The organism is Paraburkholderia yinzeri, assembly GCF_046581065.1.
Taxonomy (GTDB): domain Bacteria; phylum Pseudomonadota; class Gammaproteobacteria; order Burkholderiales; family Burkholderiaceae; genus Paraburkholderia.
On the sequence record NZ_JBFOCJ010000002.1, the window covers coordinates 355,009 to 375,295 of the forward strand.

General features: G+C 66.5%; 22 protein-coding genes. 10 read left to right on the forward strand and 12 right to left on the reverse strand.

Translation table 11 applies throughout. From position 1 onward, the window contains the following. The first annotated feature begins 285 nt into the window (after window positions 1-285). Both WJ542_RS18745 and WJ542_RS18750 read left to right on the forward strand, forming a co-directional pair. Complete coding sequence (locus tag WJ542_RS18745) at window positions 286-1,371, forward strand: helix-turn-helix transcriptional regulator (RefSeq protein WP_411192490.1); 1,086 nt, start codon at window positions 286-288, stop codon at window positions 1,369-1,371. 139 nt (window positions 1,372-1,510) lie between these two features. Next, window positions 1,511-1,645, forward strand: coding sequence for a hypothetical protein (locus tag WJ542_RS18750; protein ID WP_281175886.1), 135 nt, complete (start codon window positions 1,511-1,513; stop codon window positions 1,643-1,645). A 61-nt stretch (window positions 1,646-1,706) separates the two neighbouring features. On the opposite strand, the gene WJ542_RS18755 is transcribed toward WJ542_RS18750, so the two are convergent. Together WJ542_RS18755 and WJ542_RS18760 are read right to left on the reverse strand one after the other, a co-directional pair. Then, window positions 1,707-2,810, reverse strand: a complete 1,104-nt coding sequence (locus WJ542_RS18755; RefSeq protein ID WP_411190938.1) for a DmpA family aminopeptidase — start codon at window positions 2,808-2,810, stop codon at window positions 1,707-1,709. A gap of 48 nt (window positions 2,811-2,858) precedes the next feature. Then, entirely contained in the window at window positions 2,859-4,265 is a 1,407-nt protein-coding gene (locus tag WJ542_RS18760) for an APC family permease (protein ID WP_411190939.1), read from the reverse strand. 132 nt (window positions 4,266-4,397) lie between these two features. Here WJ542_RS18760 and WJ542_RS18765 point away from each other — a divergent pair, with 132 nt between their 5' ends. Together WJ542_RS18765 and WJ542_RS18770 are read left to right on the forward strand one after the other, a co-directional pair. Further along, window positions 4,398-5,189, forward strand: a complete 792-nt coding sequence (locus tag WJ542_RS18765; RefSeq protein ID WP_411190940.1) for a helix-turn-helix transcriptional regulator — start codon at window positions 4,398-4,400, stop codon at window positions 5,187-5,189. A 130-nt stretch (window positions 5,190-5,319) separates the two neighbouring features. Then, window positions 5,320-5,937 (forward strand): LysE family translocator, encoded by a 618-nt coding sequence (locus WJ542_RS18770; RefSeq protein WP_411190941.1) that lies wholly within the window; start codon window positions 5,320-5,322, stop codon window positions 5,935-5,937. A 13-nt stretch (window positions 5,938-5,950) separates the two neighbouring features. Here WJ542_RS18770 and WJ542_RS18775 read toward each other — a convergent pair whose 3' ends face one another. After that, on the reverse strand, window positions 5,951-7,354 hold the full coding sequence (locus WJ542_RS18775; RefSeq protein ID WP_411190943.1) for an aminotransferase-like domain-containing protein: 1,404 nt from the start codon (window positions 7,352-7,354) through the stop codon (window positions 5,951-5,953). Between the two features lie 157 nt (window positions 7,355-7,511). Between WJ542_RS18775 and aptA the strand changes: the two genes are divergently transcribed. Then, the gene (gene aptA / locus WJ542_RS18780; protein WP_411190944.1) at window positions 7,512-8,840 is read left to right on the forward strand and encodes an omega-aminotransferase AptA; all 1,329 of its coding nucleotides are present in this window, start codon (window positions 7,512-7,514) and stop codon (window positions 8,838-8,840) included. A 215-nt stretch (window positions 8,841-9,055) separates the two neighbouring features. Next, window positions 9,056-9,304 (forward strand): hypothetical protein, encoded by a 249-nt coding sequence (locus WJ542_RS18785; RefSeq protein WP_411190945.1) that lies wholly within the window; start codon window positions 9,056-9,058, stop codon window positions 9,302-9,304. A 28-nt stretch (window positions 9,305-9,332) separates the two neighbouring features. Here the strand turns inward: WJ542_RS18785 and pcaC are convergent, their stop codons facing one another. From pcaC to WJ542_RS18810, 5 genes are all read right to left on the reverse strand, one after another. Further along, window positions 9,333-9,722, reverse strand: a complete 390-nt coding sequence (gene pcaC / locus WJ542_RS18790; RefSeq protein ID WP_411190946.1) for a 4-carboxymuconolactone decarboxylase — start codon at window positions 9,720-9,722, stop codon at window positions 9,333-9,335. Beyond that, on the reverse strand, window positions 9,719-10,510 hold the full coding sequence (gene pcaD, locus WJ542_RS18795) for a 3-oxoadipate enol-lactonase (RefSeq protein WP_411190947.1): 792 nt from the start codon (window positions 10,508-10,510) through the stop codon (window positions 9,719-9,721). Before pcaD ends, pcaC begins: the two co-directional genes overlap by 4 nt. Before the next feature lie 5 nt (window positions 10,511-10,515). Next, the gene (locus WJ542_RS18800; protein WP_411190948.1) at window positions 10,516-11,895 is read right to left on the reverse strand and encodes a 3-carboxy-cis,cis-muconate cycloisomerase; all 1,380 of its coding nucleotides are present in this window, start codon (window positions 11,893-11,895) and stop codon (window positions 10,516-10,518) included. 164 nt (window positions 11,896-12,059) lie between these two features. After that, window positions 12,060-12,719, reverse strand: coding sequence for a 3-oxoacid CoA-transferase subunit B (locus WJ542_RS18805; RefSeq protein ID WP_411190949.1), 660 nt, complete (start codon window positions 12,717-12,719; stop codon window positions 12,060-12,062). A gap of 11 nt (window positions 12,720-12,730) precedes the next feature. After that, window positions 12,731-13,432 (reverse strand): 3-oxoacid CoA-transferase subunit A, encoded by a 702-nt coding sequence (locus tag WJ542_RS18810; protein ID WP_411190950.1) that lies wholly within the window; start codon window positions 13,430-13,432, stop codon window positions 12,731-12,733. A 357-nt stretch (window positions 13,433-13,789) separates the two neighbouring features. Here WJ542_RS18810 and folE point away from each other — a divergent pair, with 357 nt between their 5' ends. Continuing rightward, on the forward strand, window positions 13,790-14,437 hold the full coding sequence (gene folE, locus WJ542_RS18815; RefSeq protein ID WP_411190951.1) for a GTP cyclohydrolase I FolE: 648 nt from the start codon (window positions 13,790-13,792) through the stop codon (window positions 14,435-14,437). 46 nt (window positions 14,438-14,483) lie between these two features. Here folE and epsC read toward each other — a convergent pair whose 3' ends face one another. Both epsC and WJ542_RS18825 read right to left on the reverse strand, forming a co-directional pair. Continuing rightward, window positions 14,484-15,413 carry a serine O-acetyltransferase EpsC gene (gene epsC, locus WJ542_RS18820; RefSeq protein ID WP_411190952.1) on the reverse strand — a complete coding sequence of 310 codons (930 nt, stop codon included), beginning with the start codon at window positions 15,411-15,413 and terminating at the stop codon, window positions 14,484-14,486. A 139-nt stretch (window positions 15,414-15,552) separates the two neighbouring features. Then, the gene (locus WJ542_RS18825; protein ID WP_411190953.1) at window positions 15,553-15,786 is read right to left on the reverse strand and encodes a hypothetical protein; all 234 of its coding nucleotides are present in this window, start codon (window positions 15,784-15,786) and stop codon (window positions 15,553-15,555) included. Window positions 15,787-16,088: 302 nt separating this feature from the next. On the opposite strand from WJ542_RS18825, the gene WJ542_RS18830 reads away from it, so the two are divergent. Then, complete coding sequence (locus tag WJ542_RS18830; protein ID WP_411190954.1) at window positions 16,089-16,451, forward strand: DUF3005 domain-containing protein; 363 nt, start codon at window positions 16,089-16,091, stop codon at window positions 16,449-16,451. A 338-nt stretch (window positions 16,452-16,789) separates the two neighbouring features. Continuing rightward, window positions 16,790-17,494, forward strand: coding sequence for a helix-turn-helix transcriptional regulator (locus WJ542_RS18835; RefSeq protein ID WP_027794511.1), 705 nt, complete (start codon window positions 16,790-16,792; stop codon window positions 17,492-17,494). Here WJ542_RS18835 and WJ542_RS18840 read toward each other — a convergent pair. Then, window positions 17,478-17,801, reverse strand: a complete 324-nt coding sequence (locus WJ542_RS18840) for a helix-turn-helix domain-containing protein (RefSeq protein ID WP_411190955.1) — start codon at window positions 17,799-17,801, stop codon at window positions 17,478-17,480. The genes WJ542_RS18835 and WJ542_RS18840 overlap by 17 nt on opposite strands. 171 nt (window positions 17,802-17,972) lie before the next feature. Here WJ542_RS18840 and WJ542_RS18845 point away from each other — a divergent pair, with 171 nt between their 5' ends. Beyond that, on the forward strand, window positions 17,973-18,563 hold the full coding sequence (locus WJ542_RS18845) for an acyl-homoserine-lactone synthase (RefSeq protein ID WP_027794509.1): 591 nt from the start codon (window positions 17,973-17,975) through the stop codon (window positions 18,561-18,563). A 155-nt stretch (window positions 18,564-18,718) separates the two neighbouring features. Here WJ542_RS18845 and WJ542_RS18850 read toward each other — a convergent pair whose 3' ends face one another. Continuing rightward, window positions 18,719-20,248, reverse strand: a complete 1,530-nt coding sequence (locus WJ542_RS18850) for an MFS transporter (protein WP_411192491.1) — start codon at window positions 20,246-20,248, stop codon at window positions 18,719-18,721. Window positions 20,249-20,287: the final 39 nt, after the last annotated feature.

Genomic DNA, 20,287 nt, shown 5'->3' on the forward strand with positions numbered 1-20,287 from the left:
ACCCGCATGCGCGCCGCGCGGCGCGCTCGGGCCGCCCGTACGGGGCCCCGCGGCGGGGACCGCAGGCACGCCGTAGCGGTCCGCCCCGTTCAAATGGAGGGGGTAAACGGGCATTCAGGAGCGGGGTTCGCCGAAAAACGGCGGCCCGTATAATCGGCTCGAAGCCGGCGCTTGACCGGCCACGCCGGAAACCGCAGCGGCAACGACAACGGCACGACAGCACCGGAGGAGTCCAGCTTGACCCGCATCGCAAACCGGCTCCTGCCATCCGGGAGCGCGCCGGACATGCCGGCAGCCATTGCCGTCGACGGCTATACGCAGTCGGCGCCGCCTACGCGCAGCGCCGACTTCGAAGGCCCGTTCGCGCGCAACGGCGCGCCGGGGCGCGACCTGAGCGTCCTGCTGCTCGATCTCTACGCGCTGGCGAACGAAACGGGCATCGGCGAATTCGAAAACGGCTTTTTCCGGCTGCTGTCGCAACTGCTCCCGTTCGATGCGGGATGGACCGGCGTGACCACGCATACGGAAAGCGGTCCTGTGATGCACAACAGCTTCACGTGGTGCCTGCCCGATACGTTCTTTGGCGACTGGATCAAGGTGCGCGAGTGCGACCCGCTGGCAGAGCGAACGCGCGGCGCGTATGGCCGCGCGATGTCGGTATCGATTGTCGAGCCGGGCGTGCCGCCGCGGTTTCGCGACTGGTCGGTCAAATACGGGCTGGCCCAGTTGATGGTGGTGACCGCGCTCGATCACCGCTTCGGCTTGACGACGTTCCTCTCCGTCTACCGGCGCGCGCTCGACAAACCCTTCACGCGCGAAGACGCGCACAAGGTCGAGGACATCATTCCTCATCTGGCCGCGGCACTGACGATCAATCGCTCGTTCCAGCTCACGCGCGAACGCGGCATTACCGCCGGCGCCTCTCCCGCGCGTGCGATCTGCGATTCGTTCGGCACTGTGCATCAAGCGGACAAGGCATTCGAGACGATGCTGCGCGAGGACTGGCCCCTCTATGCGAACCAGACACTGCCGCAGCCGCTTGTCGAGTGGCTGCGCGACGGCGCGGGGCATCCGTTCGCGGGGGAACGCGTAACCGTGCAGTGCGTGCGGACCGCGGGCCTGTTTCAGCTCGAGGCGCGGGTACGCTCGGGGCTCGACCGGTTGAGTCCGCGCGAGCTGGTGGCGATCCAGCACTACGGCGAAGGACTGTCGCACAAGGAGGTCGCCCAGCGCATGGGGATCTCGCCGACCACGGTCCGGCACTATCTGCGCTGTGCGTACCGCAAGCTCGGCATGCACGACAAGATCGAAATTCCCCGGCTGCTGGCTTCGCTCAGGCAGGTCGAGGCGGCCTCTCCCCCTCGGGACTGAGCGCGCCGCCGGGTCCGGCGCAGCGGTTCGTCCCCTGTGTTGCGAAATCCCCGCATCCTGGGCCCGCGGGGCTTGATTTTGTGCGGCGCATCACTATAATAGGGTTAACCCTTAGGTAACAACCCTGAACGAGAACATCATGGTCGCGATTATCGCCGCAGTGTCGTCCACCGCCGCCCAGGCTTTCGAAGTGGTCCGCCGTTTCAGCGTCAAGGCACTGAACCGCCATCTGGAATACTGCGAACTCCTCGCAGAGGCCCAGCGCCGTTTCTGATTCGCTGCCGCGGTCTCCTGCTGCCGGCATCAGCGATGCATTGGCCAGGATCAAGCCGCGTTCATCGCCCCGGGCGCCAGCCGACCTCGCGTAACGCATCGACGAGGCGCGCTCCGCCCAGTGCTTCGGCGCGCGCGCCGCGCGCCTCCACGTCGCTCGCCGCGACGAGGGCATTGATGATCGCCTCTTCCACCGCCTCCGCCGCTGCCACGAACAGCGCGGAGATATGGTCGTTGCTCACCATCTTCACGTCGATTGCCGGCGCGCCCTTGCGTCCGTAGTTCGCCGCAGGCAGCCCGCGGTTGCCGGTTGCGAAGGCGAGGAAGATGTCGCCGCTCGAATCCTCGGTGCCGCCGCCCACCCGTGCCAGGCCCACGCTCGCCCGCTGCGCGAGGCGCGCGCATTGATGCGGCAGCAGCGGCGCGTCGGTGGCGAGGGTGACGACGATCGAGCCCATGCCGGCCTCGCCGCGCGCGGCCGGCGCGCGAAATGGCGAATGCACGTGCCGCAGCACTTCGCCCACCGGATAACCGGCGACCCTCAGCATGTCGCGCCGGCCGTAGTTCGCCTGCACGAGCGCGCCAACGGTCCAGCCGCCCGCCTCGGCCTCGACGACCCGCGACGCCGTGCCGATCCCGCCCTTGAACTCGTGGCAGATCATTCCCGTGCCGCCGCCCACGCAGCCCTCCTCCACCGGCCCCGACTGCACTGCCGCGAGCGCTTGTCCGACGTGCGCCGCGCTTACGTGCTGCCCCCAGACATCGTTCAGGACTCCGTCATAGGTCTCCATCACGACCGGCATGCACCAGTAGACGCGCTCGCGCGCAAACTCGCGCTCGGCCGCGACGAGCGCATCGCGCACGACGCCCACGCTATGGGTATTCGTCCAGGCGATCGGCGTCGTGAGCAGACCGGCTTCGCGGATCCACTCCAGCCCGGTGGCATCGCCGTTGCCGTTGAGCACGTGCACGCCCGCGAAACACGGCTCGTCGCGCGCGGCGCCCGCGCGTGGTTCGATGATCGTCACGCCCGTATGAACGGACCGGTCGCCGGCCTCGGCGTTCAGCGTGCAATGCCCGACGCGCACGCCCGGCACGTCCGTGATTGCGTTGAAACGGCCCGGCGTGCCGAGCCCGATGCGGATGCCGAGATCCCTCGTACGCATGGTGCAGATTCTCCTTTGACTGACAGTGACCGTTCAAACGGTCGAGGTTCAGAGCGCGCGAAACGTATCGCTATGGCGCGCCCAGGCGGTGTACATGACGAGCGCGGCAACGAAGAGTCCCGCAATGATGTAGAGATCGGCGGGCCTCGTGGCCGTGGCGAGCGTCGTGTAGAGGATGTACGCGGCGCCGGCCACGGCGACGAGCGGCGTCACGGGCCACAGCGGCATGCGGTAATGGTGCTCCACGTCGCGGCGCAGAAGCCGGCTCGACAACGCCGCCAGCCCGACGACGAGATAGACGACCAGCAACAGGTCGACCGTGAAGGCGGTCAGCTCGTCGAGGCTCGACACGAACACGAGCCCCGCGGACGGCACTGCCAGCGTGAGTGTCGCGAGCCACGGCGAATCGAGGCGCGGATGGATCGCCGAGAACGCGCGGTTGCAGGGGCGCGGCCACAGCGCATGACGGCCGCTGCTGTAGAGCAGACGTCCCATCGTGATCACGATCGCGATGATCGCGTTGAAGACCGAGAGGAAAATGCCGCCGCTCACGGCGCGCGAGACGGCCGTGTTGCTGAGCGCACGCACGACATAGCCGATCGGATCGGCGCTCTTCGAGAGTTCCGTGAGCGACGGCGCACCGAGCACGATCGCGATAAGCGGCAGGAGCTCGACGACCAGGATCACGAGCAGCGAATAGATCACGGCTTTCGCGACATTGCGATTGCCGCCGCGCAGGTCTTCCGCCAGAAACACGGCTGAGCCGAAACCGTTGTAGCAGAAGATCGCCGTGCCGATTGCCGGCACGATCGCGGCGGCCGTAGCCGGTATGAGCGCGGCGCCGTTCGCGACCACGGGATGGGTCAGCGCGTCGAGGCCGCGGTGCGGGGCACCGAATCCGAGGCCCGCGATCAACATGAGCACACCGACCTCGACGAGGAGAAAGGCCCCCGTGATCCACGCGTTGGTCTTGATGTTGAGCATGCCCAAGGCATAGCTGAGCAGCACGATGGTCAGCGCTACCGATTGATTGCCGAACTGCGTGCCGAGCGCGTTGTTGAGATAGGGTGCCGCGCCGCTCGCGAGCACCGCCGGAATGAACACACTCACGGAGAGGACCGTGATGAACGTGAGATAACCCGGCAACGTGCCGAACACGCGCTTGGCCATCACGTACTCGCCGCCCGCGCTGCGGTGCGCGGCGCTCAGCTCCGCGTAGCAAAGCGCGAACGCAAGCGCGAGCACGCCGCCCAGAAGGAACGACAGCACCGCGCCGCTGCCGGCCTGCTGGATCGCAAACGGCGCGATCACGAAAATCGAGCTGGCGGGCGTAACGCCCGACACCGTGATCATCACCGCGTCGCGCACGCTGAGCGTCTGCGCGAGCGTGCGCGACGCATCGTCTGCTGCAGAAGGCGCTTGCATCGCACCTGTCGATTCCGACATCATCGCCATCTTGCTCTCCTGTGCTGCCGCTTTTTGAACGCCCATACTTCGGGCCACCAGTTTGCGTGGCAGTCTAGGAAGCCAATTTCTGAAGCGCTATTCCCCCTTGGGGTTACACCCTTTCGGTTGTTTCGGTTGCCTATGGATCGCCTGTTTTCGGAAATCGCCATGCATCAGGCGCTGGGCCGCGCGCTCGACCAGCTCGGCCAGCCGCGTTTCTGGCGCCATCTCGTGCTGCTGCTCAACGAAATCGTGCCGTTCGAGAACGCATTGGCGACCGCGATTGGCCCGGACGGCGTGCCCTTCGTGCTCGAGGAATACGACGCGTTCAGTCACGACGCGCCCTCGCCCGTCCCGCTCTACCTGAACGGGCTCTACCTGCTCGATCCGTTTCTGCAGGCGGCGCACGACGGCCTGCGCGACGGCTGCTACCGGCTGGAGGAAGTGGCGCCCGATCTGTTCCGCCAGAGCGAGTATTTCCTGAGCTATTTCCGCGACGCAGTGGGCGAGGACGAGATCCAGATCCTCGTACGGCCGCAGCCCGACATGCTGCTTTCGCTGTCGCTCGGTGCCTCGGCGCGCTTCGATGCCGAACCGCTCGGCAAACTGGTCACGGCGCTTCCCTGGGTGCTCGCGACCATGCGCCAGCACTGGAAGCTGGCCGGCGAGTCGGCGCACAGCGCGCCCGACGCCGTCGATCTGGGGGCGCGCGTCGAGCAGGCGCTTGCCCGCTTCGGCGCCGGTCTCTTGACCGAGCGTGAAATGGCGATCGCCCGGATGGTGCTCCGCGGCAACTCGTCGAAGGCGATCGCCGAGCAGCTCGCTATCTCACCGGAGACCGTGAAGGTACACCGCCGGCATCTGTACACGAAGCTCGGGGTTTCGACGCAGCCGGAGCTGTTTTCGCGCTTCATCGAAGCGCTGGGGGAGTAGCGGCGCGGACACTTTCCGCCTTCCGTTCTCCGATCCGTACCGCTATCCGGCCTCCAATCTGTACCGGTACTGTACAGACCATACTCGATACACTGCGCCGGTATAGATCGTTACCCGGAGTGCCCGCGTCATGTTGCCCGAATTGCTCAGCGCCCTGCCCGCCGGCATGCTCTTCGTCGTCGTCACGACCATCACGCCCGGCCCCAACAACACCATGCTGCTTGCTTCCGGCGTCAACTTCGGCTTTCGCCGCACGGTGCCGCACATACTCGGCATCAGTGCCGGCGTCGTCGTGCTCATGCTCTGCGTGGGATTGGGCCTTGGCGAAGCGTTCCAGCACATTCCCGTTCTCTACAACGTGCTGGAGGCGGCGAGCGTCGCGTATCTGCTCTATCTGGCATGGAAGATCGGCACCTCGGGCGAGCTCAAGGTGAAGCGCGGCGAGCATCGGCCCATGCGCTTTCACGAAGCCATCGCCTTCCAGTGGATCAACCCGAAGGCTTGGATGATGGTGCTCACGGCCGTCACGACAATCCGCCTTTCGGCCGATTTCAACCTCAATACCGTGATCATGGCGGCGCTGTTCTATGTGATCGGCCTGCCCTGCATCTGTATGTGGGCCGCGTTCGGCACCGGCGTGCGGCGCTTTCTCTCGAATCCGCGGCGCATGCGCGCGTTCAACGTCGCGATGGCGCTCTCGCTCGTCCTCTCGATGTATCCGCTCTTCGCGCATTTCATTTCGCGCTAATCTCACGTCCGCTTCAGCGCACGCGGGCAATGAAGCGCCACAGCGCGTCGTCCGTCGAGTACGGCGCGTTGAAGCGGAACCAGCCGCTGGCCGCGTCGTCGGGACGGAAGTAGGAGCCCGGCGCGAGCCAGATGCCGTCGGCGAGCGCCGCCGTGGCGATCTCGCCGGCGCGCGCCGGCTCCACGGGCAGGCGCGCCCAGACGAAGAGCCCGGCGCGCGGCCGGTGAAAGATCTCGAACCCCAGCGCGTCGAGCCGCTCCTCGACCACGGCGTGCGCCCCCTTCAGCCGCTCGTTCACGAGTTCGACGTGGCGGGCGTAGCGGCCCTCCAGCAATACCTTGTCGACAATGCGCTCGATCGTTTCCGACGAAGTCAGCCCCACGGCCATCTTGGCGCGCGCCAGCTCGCGCAGCACGTCGCGCTCGGCCACCACGTAGCCGCAGCGCAGCGAGGGCGTCACCGTCTTCGAAAAGCCCCCCACGTACAGTACGCGCGAGAGCCCCTCCATCGCGGCGAAGAGCGGCGCCCCCGCGGGCGCAAGCTCGCGGCTCACGTCGTCCTCCACCACCCACATGCCGTGGCGCTCCGCGATCTGCAGGAGGCGGAAAGCGTTCGCCATCGTGAAGGTCGCGCCCGTGGGGTTCTGCAGCGTCGTATTCACGAAGATCGCCTTCGGCTGGTGCGCCGCGGCCTGCTGTTCGAGCGCCTCGATATCGAGCCCCGCCGGTGTGCGCGGCACGCCATGCACCGAGAGCCCCGCCAGCTTGAGGATCTGCAGCAGGTTGCAGTAGCCGGGGTCTTCGACGAGCACGACGTCGCCGGGGCGCAGCAGTGTCCGCACGATCAGGTCGAGCCCTTGGGTGGCGCCTTGCGTGAGCAGCACGTTGGCCATCTCCACCGGCAGGCCCTGGCGGTCGAGCTGCGCGGCAATGCGCTCGCGCAGCGGCGCGAACCCGTAGGGATGGCCGTAGTCGCCAAGGCGCACGGCCGGCACCCGGCTCGTCGCACGCAGCGCGTGATGGAGCCCGGTTTCGTTGATCCACTCGCTCGGTATCCAGCCGCAGCCCGCCTTGATGGGCACGGAATGGTCGGCGAATACATCCGAAAGCAGCCAGGTGGCCGTGAGCGTGGGAGGCTGCCAGTGCGCCGGGCTTGCGTTCGCAGCCGGCGCGCGCGGCGCGACGCGATAGCCCGAGCCGCGCCGCGCCACCACGAGGCCCATGGACACCAGCCGCGTGTAGGCCTCGGTAACCGTATAGGTCGAGAGCGCGTGCTGCTGCGCCAGTTGCCGCACCGAGGGCAGCAGCGCGCCCGCGCGCAGCGAGTGTCCTTCGATTGCCCGCGCGAAGGCGCTCACGAGCTGTTCGACGAGGGTGGACGTGGCGCGGCGGCCGCGCTCGAGTTCGAGTTCGATCATGGGAAACGGTGATGAATGGCGGTCGGCATGGCGCTCTTGCCAATACAGTTGGCGAGGATTGCCCAGCACAGTTATCAGCGCAGTATAGAGACTGTCTATGCCGACGTTCAAGTCGGGGCGCTACAGTTCGTCTCACCTACTTATGGAGGAGAACAGCATGACTTCGCGCCCCGTCATCGACGATCTGTCGTCGTTCTGGATGCCCTTCACGGCCAACCGCCAGTTCAAGGCCGCGCCGCGCCTGCTCGAATCGGCCAAGGGCATGTACTACCGAACCAGCGACGGCCGCGAAGTGCTCGACGGCAGCGCGGGCCTCTGGTGCGTGAACGCGGGCCACGCGCGCGACGAAATCGTCGCCGCGATCGCCCAGCAGGCCGGCACGCTTGATTTCGCGCCGACCTTCCAGATGGGCCACCCGCTAGCCTTCGAAGCGGCGGCCAAAATCGCCGGGCTCATGCCCGAGGGCCTCGACCGTATTTTCTTCACGAACTCGGGCTCGGAGTCTGTGGACACGGCGCTCAAGATCGCCCTCGCCTACCACCGCGCACGCGGCGAAGGCCAGCGCACGAAGCTGATCGGCCGCGAGCGCGGCTATCACGGCGTGGGCTTCGGCGGCATCTCGGTAGGCGGCATCGTCACGAACCGCAAGGCGTTCTCGGGTCAACTGCTGCCGGCTATCGACCATCTGCCGCACACGCACAATCTGGAACACAACGCGTTCACGAAAGGGCAGCCCGCGTGGGGCGCGCATCTCGCCGACGAACTCGAGCGCATCGTCACGCTGCACGACGCCTCGACCATCGCGGCTGTCATCGTCGAGCCGGTGGCAGGCTCGACTGGCGTGCTGATCCCGCCGCAAGGTTATCTGCAACGCCTGCGCGAGATCTGCACGAAGCACGGCATCCTGCTGATTTTCGACGAGGTCATCACGGGCTTCGGCCGTCTCGGCAAGGCCACGGCGAGCGAGTATTTCGGCGTCACGCCGGACCTCATCACGATGGCGAAGGCGATCAACAACGCCGCCGTGCCGATGGGCGGCGTGGCGGCGAGCCGCACGGTCCACGACACGATCGTGAACAGCGGCGCGCCGGGCGCGATCGAACTGTTCCACGGCTACACCTATTCCGCCCACCCGCTCGCGGCGGCGGCCTGCGTGGCCACGCTCGACCTGTATCGCCGCGAAGGCCTGTTCGAGCGGGCCGCGAGCCTCGCGCCGAAGTTCGAAGCCGCCGCGCACGCGCTGCGCGACGCGAAGCACGTCAAGGACATCCGCAACCTCGGCCTCGTGGCCGGCATCGAGCTCGACTCGCGCGACGGCGCCCCGGGCGCGCGTGCCTACGAAGTGTTCCTCAAGTGCTTCGAGGCCGGCGTGCTGGTCCGCTTCACGGGCGACATCCTCGCGTTCTCGCCGCCGCTGATCGTGAGCGAAGAAGAAATCGCGCGTATTTTCAACACCGTGCGCAACGCGCTCGCGACCGTGCAGTAAGGCTCATGCCAGCGCCGCGGTTGCGGCGCGAACGGTTCCATCACACGAGCAAGGCGGCCCCGGACGAGTCACTGAAACGGGCCGCTTTTCATTTGAGCCGCCGCACCTTTCCCGGCGACGGCTCAGAAATGACGGCACGACGCGCGCCAACGGCGTATCTTCGGGTTATCGAAGCATGCAACGCCGCGATGGCGCGGCTCGTGGAGAATGGACCGATGAAGACACCGATCCGTGTGGGGACGCATATCGAAGGCGTCCACTGGGTAGCCGAGTACTTCACGAACACACACGAAATCCGCGTGTTTCGCGAGGGGCAGGAAGTCGAGACCTTCGATGCGCCTGCCTCGATGTTCGGCGAGGAACGCGAAGCCGGGTCCGCCAGCGACGCCGCGACGCGCGCCGAGGAAGCCGCCCTGCTCGCCACGCTGCGCCGCTACGTCGCCGAAGGCGAGCCCGAGGAATAAGCCCCCGCGCCCGCCCGGCGCCTCCCGCTCAGCCCTGCGCTCCGTCTTCCTCGCGGAAGATGCGGTCGGCCAGGTGGTACGCCGAGTTCGCCGCGGGCACGCCGCAATAGATTGCCGTTTGCAGCAGCACTTCCTTGATCTCCTCGCGCGTCACGCCGTTGTTCTTCGCGGAGCGCAGATGCAGCGCGAGTTCCTCGCCGCGGTTGAGCGCGACCATCATCGCAATCGTCAGAAGACTGCGCGTGTGGCGCGGCAGACCCTCGCGCGTCCAGATCTCGCCCCACGCATAGCGCGTAATGAGCTTCTGGAACTCCTCGGTGAGTTCCGTGCGGTTCGCGATCGAGCGGTCGACATGGGCGTCGCCCAGCACCGCACGCCGTACCGTCATCCCGGCTTCGTAGCGCTCGTCTTCGGTCATCGTGCCTCCCGCAGAAAATCGGCGACGGTCTTCGTGAACGGCCCGGCAAGCTCGACGTTCGAGATGTGCGAAGCGTCGAGTTCCACGTAGCGCGCGCCCGGAACCGACTCCGCAAGCTCGCGGCCCTGCGCGGGCGTGGCGGCGAGATCGTGCGTGCCGGAGATCACGAGCGTCGGCGCGGTGATCGAGCGGGCCTCGCCGCGCAGGTCGGCCGCGTTGAGGGCGTCGCAGTTCGACGCATAACCTTCGTTGTCCGTGTGCGCGAACACGTCGCGCGCCTGGGCGATCACGAGCGGATTGCGCTCCATGAACCCGGCTGTATACCAGCGCGGCAGTACGGCGTCGGCGAGCGCGAGCATCCCTTCGTTGCGTGCCTTCGCCGCGCGCGGCCCCCACACTTCGGGCGAGCCGATCTTCGCGGCCGTGTTGCACAGCACGAGACGGTCGATACGGCTCGCGTAGCGGGCGCCGAGACCCACACCGGTCAGACCGCCCATCGAAAGACCCGCGAAGTGCGCACGCTCGATGCCGAGGTGGTCCATCAGGCCGATCACGTCGCCCGTGAGCTGCTCGATGGTGTACGGTCCCGGCGGCACGTCCGAATGACCGTGGCCGCGCGTGTCGTAGCGCAGCACGCGGAAGTGCTTCGAGAATTCGACGAGCTGCGGCGTCCACATCGACACGTCGCTGCCCAGCGAGTTCGACAGAACCAGCCAGGGCGCGGCACCGTTCGCGGCTCCGTCGATGCGGTAAAACAGCTTCGTGCCGTTGACGGCTGCATAAGACATGCGGATTACTCCTCGTGAGTCTGCGATGAAGAAGGGGTGGCGCGCTTCGCGTACGACGCGAGCACCGCGTCGACGAAAGCATGCGCCTCGCCCGTGTAATTGGCCGGATCGAGCAGCGCCTTGAGGCGCGCGGCATCCAGATGTTGCGTGACGGCGGGGTTGGCCGCGAGCACGTCGTAGAGCGGGCGGCCGCTCTGCACGGCCGTTTTCGAGGCCTGCTCGACGAGGTGATGCGCATCGAGCCGGCCGATGGCGTCGCCGAGCGCGAGCATGACGGCCTCGCCGAGAATCAGGCCGTGGGTGGCGTCGAGATTCGCCGCGAGACGCTCGGGCCGCACTTCGAGACCGCCCGCGATCTGCCCGATATGGGCGAGCGCGCCACCGGCAAGGCGCGCGAGGTCGGGCAGCGCATCCCACTCGGCCTGCCAGCCGCCGAGCGCGCGCTCGTGCTCCTGCACCATGCCGCCGAACACCGTTGCGACGAGGCCGGGCGCGCGCGCCGCGGCAGTCAGCACGGCCGCGCAGCCCACGGGGTTGCGCTTGTGCGGCATCGTGGAGGAACCGCCCTTGCCCGCCGCCGCCGGCTCGGCCAGCTCGCCTACTTCGGTCTGCATCTGCAGCGAGATGTCGCGCGCGATCTTGCCGAGCGTGCCGATCAGCATGCCGAAGAAGGCGGCCGCCTCGGCAATGCGGTCGCGCTGCGTGTGCCATGGCAGCGTGGGTTGCGCGAGCGCCAGTTCCTGCGCGAGCGTTGCGCTCACGTTCGCCGCCGCATCGCGCAAGCTCGCGAGGGTACCGGCCGCGCCGCCGAACTGCAGCACGAGCGCGTGCTCGCGCAGCGCCGCGAGCCGCTCGCGGTGGCGCAGCAACGCATCGAGCCACTGTGCGAACTTCAGGCCTAGCGTGATGGGCAACGCCTGCTGGAGCCACGTGCGGCCCACCGCGGGCGTCGAGCGATGCGCGCGCGCGAGGCCCGCCAGCGTCGCACAAAGCGCGTCGAGCCCGGCCTCGATCAGCGCCAGCGCGTCGCGCAACTGCAGCACGGTCGCCGTATCGATGATGTCCTGGCTCGTTGCGCCCCAGTGCACGTACTTCGACGCTTCGGGATCGATATCCTTGACGCGCGCCGTCAGTTGCTTGACGAGCGGAATGGCCAGATTGCCGCCCAGCGCGGCGTCGCGCGCGAGTGCCTCGGCGTCGAGCCGGTCGGCCTGGCAGGATTCGGCGATCGCGGCCACGGCCGTGTGCGGAATCACGCCATGGACCGCCGACGCGCGCGCGAGCGCCGCCTCCACGTCGAGCATCCGTTGCAGCGTCGCGCGCGGCGACCAGACCGCGTTCATCGGTTCGGTTCCGCAGATCAGGTTCGTCAGGCGTTCAGTCATGGGGCGGGCAGAAAGATGTCAGGCTTCGGAGTCGGCGTGCAATACCCTGGAATGCGCACATGGCGCGGCGCCCGCGCGGCAGGTGCCGCCGGCTGCCGCGCCATGCCGTCAAGCTAAAGCGCATGCGCCCACGTCAGCTCGGGTCGCAAGCTCAGGTCGCAGGATCAAGCCGCGCGGCGCGTTCCGGTGGCGTCGATCAGCGGTACGCCGGCCAGTTTCCGCAGCGCGTCGAAGTCGATGTCCGAGTAGATCTCGCGCACGGCGAGGCCTTCGCCGGTCACGTCGAACGCGGCGATGTCGGTGTAGATGCGGTCCACGCACTGCACGCCGGTCACGGGATAGGAGCACTCGGCGACGAGCTTGCTCTCGCCCTGCTTGGTCAGGAGCTCCATCATCACGAAGACCTGCTTCGCGCCGATGGCCAGATCCATCGCGCCGCCGACGGCCGGAATCGCATCCGGCGCGCCCGTGTGCCAGTTCGCGAGATCTCCCTTCGCCGAGACCTGGAACGCGCCGAGCACGCAGTAGTCGAGATGGCCGCCGCGCATCATCGCGAACGAATCCGCGTGATGGAAGTAGGCGCCGCCGGTCAGCAGCGTGACGTGCTGCTTGCCTGCGTTGATGAGTTCGTCGTCTTCCTCGCCGGGCGCCGGCGCCGGGCCCATGCCGAGCAGACCGTTTTCGCTGTGCAGGAAGATTTCCTTGTGCGGATCGAGGTGGTTGGCCACCAGCGTGGGCACGCCGATGCCCAGATTCACGTACGCGCCTTCGGGAATGTCCGCGGCCACGCGCTGGGCCATTTCATCGCGATTCAATCGTTTCATGGCTTGTCTCCTCAGGCCGCCTGCTCGGCTCGCTGCGTCGGGTGCGCCGGCTGCGGCACTTCGACGACACGTTGAACGAAAATGCCGGGCGTGACGATCACCTCCGGGTCGAGTTCGCCGAGCGGCACGACGTCCGACACCTGGGCAATCGCGACCTTCGCGGCGCTCGCCATGATCGGGCCGAAGTTGCGCGCGGTCTTGCGGTAGACCAGATTGCCCCAGCGGTCGCCCTTGTACGCCTTGATCAGCGCAAAGTCGGCATGGAGCGGCGACTCCAGCACGTAGTGGCGGCCGTCGATGAGGCGCGTCTCCTTGCCTTCGGCCAGCTTCGTGCCATAGCCCGTGGGCGTGAAGAAGCCGCCGATGCCGGCGCCCGCCGCGCGGATGCGCTCGGCGAGATTGCCCTGCGGCACGAGTTCGAGCTCGATCTCGCCGGCGCGGTAGAGCGCGTCGAAGACATACGAGTCGGTCTGGCGTGGGAACGAACAGATGATCTTGCGCACGCGTTTTGCCTTGAGCAGCGCGGCGAGGCCCGTGTCGCCGTTGCCGGCATTGTTGTTGACGATGGTGAGATCGCGGGCGCCCTGCGCGATGAGCGCGTCGATCAGTTCGGCCGGCATGCCGGCCGTGCCGAAGCCGCCGATCATCACCGTGGCGCCGTCGTGCACGTCGGCGACGGCGACTTGAAGCGAGTCGAAAATCTTGTTGATCATGCCTCTTCCTGAAAGCGGCGCGCCCAGCGACATGTGTCTGCCACTCGATCGCAAAAAGTTCTATATACGAACGTTGATTCGTTTAGCGAACGCTTGGCGCATTATCGGAGCCGTCAAGGCGGATTGTCAAGGCGTGCGTCACCTGGGGTGCAGACACGAAAGCTGCCAGCGGTGCGGCACCTGACCGGCACCACCGCAGTTGAAACCGCAGTTGAAACCGCAGTTGAAACAATACGCCCGGCAGCGAACGGCTGGCGCAAATCGTGTCCGCGCTGCACGGTCATACATAAAACATGAAACAATGCTTGCTCGTGGTGCGCGCCGCGCGGCGCCGGCCACATGACAGGAGCCGATTGCATGAGCGACGGAAAAAACGCAGGCAAGACGAAGAAAAGCAAGTCGCAACCCGTGGCCCGCCCGTCGCGGACGGAAGCCGAAGATGCCGTACGGGTGCTGTTGCGCTGGGCCGGCGACGACCCCACGCGCGAAGGCCTCATCGACACGCCCGCGCGCGTGGTGCGCGCCTACGAGGAGTTCTTCGCGGGCTACGAAGTGGACCCGCGCGAGATCCTGTCGCGCACGTTTTCGGAAGTGGACGGCTACGACGAGATGATCGTCCTGAAGGACATCCGTTTCGAAAGCTACTGCGAGCACCACATGGTGCCTATCATCGGTCGCGCGCACGTAGCCTATCTGCCCGAGCATCGCGTCGTGGGCATCTCGAAGCTCGCGCGCCTCGTGGACGCCTTTGCGAAACGCCTGCAGATCCAGGAAAAGATGACGGCGCAGATCGCCGACACGCTCAACGAAGTGTTGCAGCCCAAGGGCGTGGGCGTGATCCTCGAAGCGGCGCATCAGTGCATGTCGACGCGCGGGGTGCACAAGGCAGGCGTAGCGATGGTCACCTCGCGCATGCTGGGCACATTCCGCTCCGACCCGTCCACGCGCCGCGAATTTCTCGCCATTGTCGGCAATTCGGGGGCGATGAGCCTCTCCAACACCTGAGTCCGGTGAGCCAGGCAGGGGACGCCGCTCACGGCATCCCCGCGCCTTACTTCTGCGACCCTTCTTCGCCGCGCTCGATCTCGCGGATCTTGCCCTGCCGCACGCTGCTGCCGGGCGGCACGCTATGCGTGAGCCACACATTGCCGCCGATCACCGACCCACGCCCGATCGTCACGCGGCCGAGGATCGTCGCGCCCGCATAGATCACCACGTCGTTCTCGACGATCGGGTGGCGCGCATTGCCCTTGACGAGCGTACCGTCCTGATCGGTCGCAAAGCTCTTCGCGCCGAGTGTCACGGCCTGATAAAGACGCACGCGTTCGCCGATGATCGCGGTTTCGCCGATCACCACGCCCGTGCCGTGGTCGATGAAGAAGCTCGGGCCGATCTGTGCGCCGGGGTGAATGTCGATGCCCGTCAACGAATGGGCGATCTCGTTGATGAAGCGTGCGAGCAGCGGCACGCCGAGCCGGTGCAGCGCATGGGCAAGCCGGTGGTGCGTCATTGCCCAGACGCCGGGATAGCAGAGCAGGATTTCGGTGATGTGCTGCGCGGCCGGGTCGCCGGAGAAGGCGGCCTGGATATCGCTCACGAGGAGCGCGCGGATGCCCGGCAACTGGCGGCCGAACTCGCGCGCCACTTCGAAGGCGCGAGCGCGCAAGATTTCCTCGCCGGTATCGGCATTTTCCGGCAAGAAACGCAACGCGCGGCGAATCTGCTCCGCGAGCAGGCGCAGCGTGCTTTCGAGCGTGTGGCCGACGTAGTAGTCCACGCTCTCGTCGGTGAGATCGGGCGCGCCGTAATGCGTCGGGAAAAGCGCCGCGCGCAGGCCTGCGACGATGCTGACAACGGCGTCGCGCGAAGGTAGCTCGCGAATGCCAAGCGGATGACGCGTGCGGTGCAGTTGCTCGCGCGACGCACGCAGGTCGGCGACGATCTGTTCGAGTCCCCAGTCGGGGGTAGCGGCATTTGACATGGTCAAGCGGGCGTGGCGGCGTGGGCCGCCGGTGAGATGTACGGACCCCAAAGATTACCGCGTTTTGCACGAGTTCGCCGAGGCGCCCGTGGCTGGGTGCCTCTGCTTTCAGAGGTCTGTGGCCAGGTCCGGCCGTGCGCTAGAGCGGCACGCTGCTGGCGTCGATCCAGCGCACGGCCCAGTCGCGTGCGTGCGCGATGGCGGTAGCTTCGTCGGGAAAGCGCAGCTCTGCGGGAAAGAACCGGTTGGCAACCAGTTCGCCGTCGCTCGAACGGGAAATCACCACATAAGGTTGCCAGCGGCCATCGCCCGTGCGCGCCGGTGCGCAATTGAGCAAATAGCCGCGATGCGTGAATGCAGCGTCGAAGTGCATGTGTGTCATCCGCCCCTGACTGCCTCTTCCGTTTTTCCGTTATCGGCGGGCGCGTCCAGGATCATGCGGCAAAGCCACGGCACGGCCGCCTGTCAGGGCCGTTGATTGATAGCGCGCCAACTCGTTGAAAGAGGATCATACTCCGAGGAAAAAGCGCGATCCAAACTAAAAAAGGTTAAATCGCTGGAGCCGTTTCCCTGGGCGTTCGCCTTGCTTTGCGGCCCGTTTCAGGCCACGGAGGAACGCGCGGGGCACGGCTGCCCGCACGGCGGCCAACCCGCAACCTCCCTGGAGGACGCACCATGAAACGCAGAGACGACGCGGTCGAGCAGCGCCGCGAGCTGGCGGCGCTCGCCGCCAACGCCGGCATGAGCTCCGACGAGGTCACGACGAGCGACGCGACGCTCGACAACAGCATGCCGGAAGCCGGCGACGGTCTTGGGGGCTTCGACAGCCGTAGGGGCGGACATCATCTGCTGTTCGCCCTGGCGCCCGGCTTCGAGATGCTGGACAAGGGCATGGCCGCCCCGCTCACCGCCTACGACTTCGACTGGCAGTTCGTCGACGCGCAGCCGCCCGGCACGCGGCGCAGCCCCGGCCGGCTCCACTATTCGCTCAATCATCTGCGGCCAACGCGCATTGTCGAGCTGCAGCGCAAGGGTTGATGCGCCCCGGGCCGCGCCTGCGGGAGCCCTCGCGCGCCCGTGCCTGCCGATGGGCTACACAGCCTTTAGGCCGCAGTGCTGCGCGCGGCGCGAAGCGGGACAGGCTTTACTCTCTTGCGCCGTTAAACACCTTACCGGCCCGACACTTCTCCGGCGATGCCGCTGCCATTCCCCTTTCGTCTTGCCAGACTTAAAGCCAGGGAAAAACAATGAGGGCGAGATTTAGTGATAAATTGTTACATCATAAGAAGCGAGGCCGGATCTCGCCAGGGCTCGACTTGCGATCTGGCCCACCGCCGACGGAGAGTCTTGAAGTGCCTCTACATTTCATCGAGCAGATGTCGCCCGTACTCGACGCGCCAGGAGAGGCCGCGTGGTTCGAGGCGGTGACCCGGCTCGCCAGTTCATGGGGATTCAGCCAGATCTTGATGGCGATCCTGCCGCGCCCGGGGATGCGGCTCGAGGATGCCTTCATCCGTACGAACTACGCCAGCGCCTGGCGGCAGACGTACAACGACCACAACATGGCGTATTTCGATCCGACGGTGGCGCATTGCACGACGCGCTCGGCGCCGCTGATCTGGTCGCCCGCGCTGTTCGCCAGCGAGCAGCAACAGACGATGTACGAGGAGGCCCGGTCGTACGGCCTGCGCGCGGGCATCACGCTGCCGATCCACGGCCCGCGCCAGGAGATCGGCATGCTTTGCTTCGTCAACGACACGAATCCGACCGAGCAGTTCTGGCAGGACGTCGATCGCGCCCTGCCGAATCTCGTGCTGCTGCGCGATCTCGTGCTCGACACGAGCCAGCGGCACCTGAACGACCACGTTCAGTCGCTGATCCCCAAGCTTACGCCGCGCGAAAAGGAATGCCTCAAGTGGACTGCTCTCGGCAAGTCCACCTGGGAGATTTCGCACATCCTGAACTGCTCGGAAGCCGTCGTGAACTTCCACATGAAGAACATTCGTGCGAAGTTCGGCGTCAATTCGCGGCGCGCGGCGGCCGTGATCGCGACCCAGATGGGGCTTATTGACCCGGGCTAAGCGCTGCCAGCGGCAGGTCGGCGCGACGCAGAACGCGCTCGGCACGGCCGAGATCGCCGTCCGAAATCGTCTTGTTGAAATAAAGACCGAGCAAAATCGAGACCGGCGGCGGAATTTCCGCGCCCGACTCGAACCGGCTGCCGCGCGACTGGGTAACCCCGAAACGGGCCCAGAAACGGCGCTGGCTTTCTTTCTTCTTCTTGCGATACGCAATGATCAGGATGCGGTCGATTGCCGACGACAGTTCGCCTGACGGAAGCGACTGCGTATGCGCACCCACATGCCATTGATGATCCAGAAGTTCCATGGTGTTTCTCGCTCTCAGAGTTATGCCTGGTGAGTGACTGCCGCCGAAGTCATTCTCCAGAACTGACCCTCTCCGCGCACCTACCTATCTGGATAGGTGTTCTTTTGTACCCAAAACGCATAGCTTTCGATCGGTACTGCTGTACTTCCTACACGCAACCGGGAGAAAGCCATGCAAGCTGTTATCCGGATAGGACAAAGACAGGATTTCAATAACGAAGACGTCAACGAGATGTACCGCCTGCGGGCCCGTGTGTTCCGGGACCGCCTGGGGTGGGACGTGCCCACCATCGCCGGTATGGAAGTCGACGGCTATGACGCGCTCGGGCCCCACTACATGCTGATCCAGGAGCCGTCCGGCCGCGTACGCGGTTGCTGGCGCCTGATGCCCACGGAAGGCCCCAACATGCTGCGCGACACCTTTGCCCAACTCCTGCAGGGCGAGAGCGCGCCCGCCGACCGCCAGATCTGGGAGCTGAGCCGCTTTGCGATCGAATCGGACAACGACCATGCCTTCGGTTTCGCCGACCTGACCTCGCAGGCGATCCGCTCGGCCATTACCTTCGCCGACCGCATGGGTATCCAGCGCTACGTCACCGTGACGACGACCCCGATCGAGCGGATGCTGCGCCGCACCGGCATGGAGATCAAGCGGCTCGGGCAGCCCCAGCGCATCGGCGTGGAGAATGCCGTCGCGCTCGATATCGCCATGAGCCAGCAGACCCATACAGCCATGTTCGGGCAAATGGCGAGCGCCGCCTGAACCTTTGCCCCGATCCTGGGAACCGGCAAGGCCTGCATCAGGGCGGGAAGCTTACGCGTTTTGTCTGAGGATTGTGTCTGAAGTGACTGCCGCCAACGGTCGTCAGCGCAACCGGGCCGATGCGGAGCCGTCGCCCACCCGCTGCTTCAGCAAGCTCACGGGGTTTTAGCCGCCGGCGCCGCGCGGCCGAAGCGGATATGCGAGATCCGCCGCACAAGCAACGCCGCCACGAGCGCGGCGACGCCCGTCAGCCCGATGCCGAGGTGAATGGCATCGACGAGCACATGGCGCACCGCCTCCATGAGCCCCGCCCCGTCGAGCCCGGCGGTTTTCAACTGGGAGACGAGCGTGTCGCGCAGCGCCGGATCGACCAGCACGCGCGGATCGGCCAGTTGCGGCCGCCAGCGCGCCTGCAGCGGCGCGCCCAGCACGGCCAGCGCGTCGCCCACGCCCGCCGCGTAGCGGTGATTGACGATCGTCGCGACGATGCTGGTGCCGAGCATGCCGCCCACCATCCGGGTCGATTGCAGTAGCGCGGTCGTAATGCCGAAGCGCTCGCGCCCGGCAATCTCCTGCCCGAACACATTCAGGTTGTTGAGGATGAAACCGAGCCCGATGCCGACCGCCGACATCGCCAGCTCGAGCCACAGGTGCGGCGTGCGCAGCGTCGCGAACGCGAGGCTTGCCGAAGCGATCACGAGCAGGCCGAAGCCCACCGTGAGAATCGCGGTCGGCTTCGGCAGGCGGATCACGATGCGCGTGTTGATCACGCTGCCGAGCGCGATGCAGGCGGCAATCGGCGTCGCGAGCAGCCCCGCTTCCTGCGGCGAGAGGCCGAAGCCGCCTTGCAGCAGCAGCGGCGCGAAGAAAATCAACGAAAACATCACGAAGCCCGACAGCGTGGACAGCGTAAACAACGTGACGAGCTGCGGATCGCGAAAGAGATCGAGCGGAATCATGGGATGCGTCGCGCGCCGCTCGCAGACGAGAAGTGCCGCCGCGCCGGCCACCACCACGGCGGCAAGCGCCAGGCTCGTCACGCTCAAGCCCTCCTTCGGCACGGCTTCGATCAGGGTCTGGAAGCAGCCCAGCACGAGCGCGACGAGCGCCGCGCCGGTCCAGTCGATGCGCACCTCGCCCGTGCGGGCAGGCCGGTAGGCAGGCAGATGCGCCCAGATGAAGTACAGCGCGAGCGCGCCGACGGGCAGATTGACGAGAAACGTCGAACGCCAGCCGAAGTGCTCGCTGAGCCAGCCGCCCAGCGAGGGCCCCGCCGCCGTGCCGATGCCGTACGCGGCCGCCATGACGACCTGCCAGCGCACGCGGGCGCGCGGATCGGGAAAAAGATCGGGAATCGAGGCGAACGCCGTGCCCACCATCATTCCCCCGCCGATGCCCTGCAGCGCGCGCGCCACGGCGAGAAAGCGCATGCCCGTGGCCAGCCCGCACAGGACCGAAGCCACCGTGAACACGATCACGGCGGCGATCACGAACCGCTTGCGCCCGAAGTAGTCGCCGAGCCGGCCGAACACCGGCACGGTCACGACCGAGGCCAGCAGATAAGCACTCGCGATCCAGGCATAAAACTCGAAGCCGTGCAGTTCGGCGACGATGGACGGCAATGCCGTGCTGACGACGGTCTGGTCGAGCGCGACCAGCATGTTGACGAGCCCGATGCCGAGCATGGCAAGCAGTGCGTCGCGAAACGACAGGGAGGAAGAGGC

Bases quoted from the DNA above. Each gene is read 5' to 3' on its own strand.
- WJ542_RS18825 (WP_411190953.1), bottom strand. From the start codon at position 15,786: ATGCACTTCGACGCTGCATTCACGCATCGCGGCTATTTGCTCAATTGC.
- WJ542_RS18755 (WP_411190938.1), bottom strand. From the start codon at position 2,810: ATGCGTACGAGGGATCTCGGCATCCGCATCGGGCTCGGCACGCCGGGC.
- WJ542_RS18760 (WP_411190939.1), bottom strand. From the start codon at position 4,265: ATGGCGATGATGTCGGAATCGACAGGTGCGATGCAAGCGCCTTCTGCA.
- aptA (WP_411190944.1), top strand. From the start codon at position 7,512: ATGACTTCGCGCCCCGTCATCGACGATCTGTCGTCGTTCTGGATGCCC.
- WJ542_RS18800 (WP_411190948.1), bottom strand. From the start codon at position 11,895: ATGACTGAACGCCTGACGAACCTGATCTGCGGAACCGAACCGATGAAC.
- WJ542_RS18765 (WP_411190940.1), top strand. From the start codon at position 4,398: ATGGATCGCCTGTTTTCGGAAATCGCCATGCATCAGGCGCTGGGCCGC.
- epsC (WP_411190952.1), bottom strand. From the start codon at position 15,413: ATGTCAAATGCCGCTACCCCCGACTGGGGACTCGAACAGATCGTCGCC.
- WJ542_RS18850 (WP_411192491.1), bottom strand. From the start codon at position 20,248: ATGCTCGGCATCGGGCTCGTCAACATGCTGGTCGCGCTCGACCAGACC.
- pcaD (WP_411190947.1), bottom strand. From the start codon at position 10,510: ATGTCTTATGCAGCCGTCAACGGCACGAAGCTGTTTTACCGCATCGAC.
- WJ542_RS18805 (WP_411190949.1), bottom strand. From the start codon at position 12,719: ATGAAACGATTGAATCGCGATGAAATGGCCCAGCGCGTGGCCGCGGAC.
- WJ542_RS18835 (WP_027794511.1), top strand. From the start codon at position 16,790: ATGTCGCCCGTACTCGACGCGCCAGGAGAGGCCGCGTGGTTCGAGGCG.
- WJ542_RS18840 (WP_411190955.1), bottom strand. From the start codon at position 17,801: ATGGAACTTCTGGATCATCAATGGCATGTGGGTGCGCATACGCAGTCG.
- WJ542_RS18745 (WP_411192490.1), top strand. From the start codon at position 286: ATGCCGGCAGCCATTGCCGTCGACGGCTATACGCAGTCGGCGCCGCCT.
- WJ542_RS18785 (WP_411190945.1), top strand. From the start codon at position 9,056: ATGAAGACACCGATCCGTGTGGGGACGCATATCGAAGGCGTCCACTGG.
- folE (WP_411190951.1), top strand. From the start codon at position 13,790: ATGAGCGACGGAAAAAACGCAGGCAAGACGAAGAAAAGCAAGTCGCAA.
- WJ542_RS18770 (WP_411190941.1), top strand. From the start codon at position 5,320: ATGTTGCCCGAATTGCTCAGCGCCCTGCCCGCCGGCATGCTCTTCGTC.
- WJ542_RS18810 (WP_411190950.1), bottom strand. From the start codon at position 13,432: ATGATCAACAAGATTTTCGACTCGCTTCAAGTCGCCGTCGCCGACGTG.
- WJ542_RS18845 (WP_027794509.1), top strand. From the start codon at position 17,973: ATGCAAGCTGTTATCCGGATAGGACAAAGACAGGATTTCAATAACGAA.
- WJ542_RS18750 (WP_281175886.1), top strand. From the start codon at position 1,511: ATGGTCGCGATTATCGCCGCAGTGTCGTCCACCGCCGCCCAGGCTTTC.
- pcaC (WP_411190946.1), bottom strand. From the start codon at position 9,722: ATGACCGAAGACGAGCGCTACGAAGCCGGGATGACGGTACGGCGTGCG.
- WJ542_RS18775 (WP_411190943.1), bottom strand. From the start codon at position 7,354: ATGATCGAACTCGAACTCGAGCGCGGCCGCCGCGCCACGTCCACCCTC.
- WJ542_RS18830 (WP_411190954.1), top strand. From the start codon at position 16,089: ATGAAACGCAGAGACGACGCGGTCGAGCAGCGCCGCGAGCTGGCGGCG.